Origin of the sequence: Duganella sp. CF458 (assembly GCF_900113115.1) — a bacterium.
GTDB lineage: Bacteria > Pseudomonadota > Gammaproteobacteria > Burkholderiales > Burkholderiaceae_D > Rugamonas.
The window spans coordinates 1-1,934 of record NZ_FOOF01000052.1 but is presented as its reverse complement, the minus strand read 5'-3'; the positions used below and the strand labels follow the sequence as shown (position 1 = coordinate 1,934).

Annotated in this window: 1 protein-coding gene; it reads right to left on the bottom strand. The window is 63.7% G+C overall.

All coding sequences use genetic code 11. The annotated features are described in order from the left end of the window. A partial coding sequence (locus BM269_RS29595) for a LysM peptidoglycan-binding domain-containing protein (RefSeq protein WP_170860518.1) occupies positions 1–1,934 on the bottom strand: 1,934 nt, incomplete at both ends.

Genomic DNA, 1,934 nt, shown 5'->3' with positions numbered 1-1,934 from the left:
GGCAGGTTGCGCAGCTTGGTGCCGGCCGCCAGTGCCGGCTTGCCGAGCGCTGCCTCCAGCGCTGCCTGTGCGGCTGGATGATCGGTGCCGTACAGCGCCAGCGCAATAGCCTGCCAGGTATCGCCTGCCTTCACCGTATAGTACGGCGGCACAGCAACTTGTGTGGTGGTCTGGTAGGTCAGCGATGCGGGCGGGGTCAGGCGCTGGCCCGGGGTCAGGTAGGGGCCGCCCGTCCGGGTTTTCAATTCCTGCACCGCATTCGGATCGCTGGTGCCGTACAGTTTCAGGGTGAGGTTGTCCCAGCTATCGCCCGACTGGATCACGTAGTAATCCGGCACTACCTGCGTCACTTGATAATGCAGGTAACTCGGCAAGCCGGTCAATTTACCGCCGACCACCAGCTCCTGTGGCGCGACGAATGCCTGCAGCGCCGATGCCGCTGCACTGGTGTCATACAGCTTTTTGGCCAGGCTGGCCCAGGTGTCACCCTCCTTGATGCGGTAGTAAGGCGGTACGCGGTCGCTGGTGTAGTCCAGCGAGTACGGCATGCCGACCAGCTTTTCCCCCGCGACCAGCGGCGGATTGTTCAACACATTCTTCAATGCGGCAACCACCGCCGGATCGCTGTTGCGATACAAGGCTTGCGCGATGCTTTCCCAGGTATCGCCTTCCTTGATGCGATAGTAGGTCGGCACCGATACCGTGTGGGTGGTGTAGGTGATCGTTGCCGGCAGGCCGGCCAGCTTGGTGCCTGCGGTCAATGGCGGGTTGCCCAACGCGTCCCTCAACGCATTGGCCAATTCGCTCGCGCTGGAACCGTACAAGGTGCTGGCGATGCTGTTCCAGCTATCGCCGCCGCGGATCAGGAAGTAAGGCGCTACCGTCGTGCTGAGGCCATACACCAGGGTCGCCGGCAGCATGGTCAGCTTGGCACCGGGCAGCAGGACCGGATAACCCAGCGCGTTGCGCAGGGTTTCGATGGCATCGGCTTCGCTGGTTCCGTACAGGAACTGCGTCACCGACTGCCAGGTGTCGAGCTGCTGGACCTGGTAGTACGCTGGCACATCGCCTGGCGCTGTGACCGGGTCTTTGGTGGACAGCTTGCTGCTGTCGAGGTTGGCGGTCTGGTCCTTGACCGGCGCTTCGATGGTCGACAGCTTGCCGCCATCGAGCGCCAGGGTGTGGTCGATATCTTTCAGCTCGGTGTCCGAGGTGTGGCTGGAATCGATGATGGCCGTTTGCGGCCCGGCCTGCGACTCGGTGGTGGACAACCAGCTGCCATTCAGGTTGCCGTTTTCGTCAACCAGCTTCGTTTCGCCTGTCACCAGCTTGCCTGGGTCCACGCCGGCGGAGACGTTGTTGACCCGCGGTTCGCTGCTGGTGACCTTGCCGTTATCGAGCGGGACGGAGTTGTTGCTGGTGACGTCGCCAACGGTGGACAGCTTGCCGCCATCCACGTCCGCCGTGGCCGGCACGGCGTTCATCAAGTCCGAGTAATCGTAGGAGGTGACACGCTCCACGCCGTCGATCATCTGGCGCAGCCTGGCCACGCGCCAGGTGCCGTTGAACTCGACGTAATCGAAGCGCAGCAGCGTGCCGTCGGTCTGCGCGATGCTGGCGATGCGCTGGCTGGCGCCATCGTAGGTGTAATTGGTGACGTAGACCTTGCCGTCGGCGATGCTGTTGTCGTCCGGGGTCAGGTCGACGGTGACGCTCGCCAGGCGGCCCTGGCCATCGTAGGCGTAGCGCACGCGGGTATGCGGCAGGCCGGCCTTATCGACCGAATGCACGCTGGCCAGCTTGCCGTTGGCATAGTCCAGCACGGTCTTCTCGCCGTCCTGGTTCGCCACTTCGCTCAGCAGGTCGCCGTTGTAGCTGTAGCTCAGCTGGTTGCCGCTGCGGTCGGCTTGCACCGCCAGCCTGCCGCGGCCATT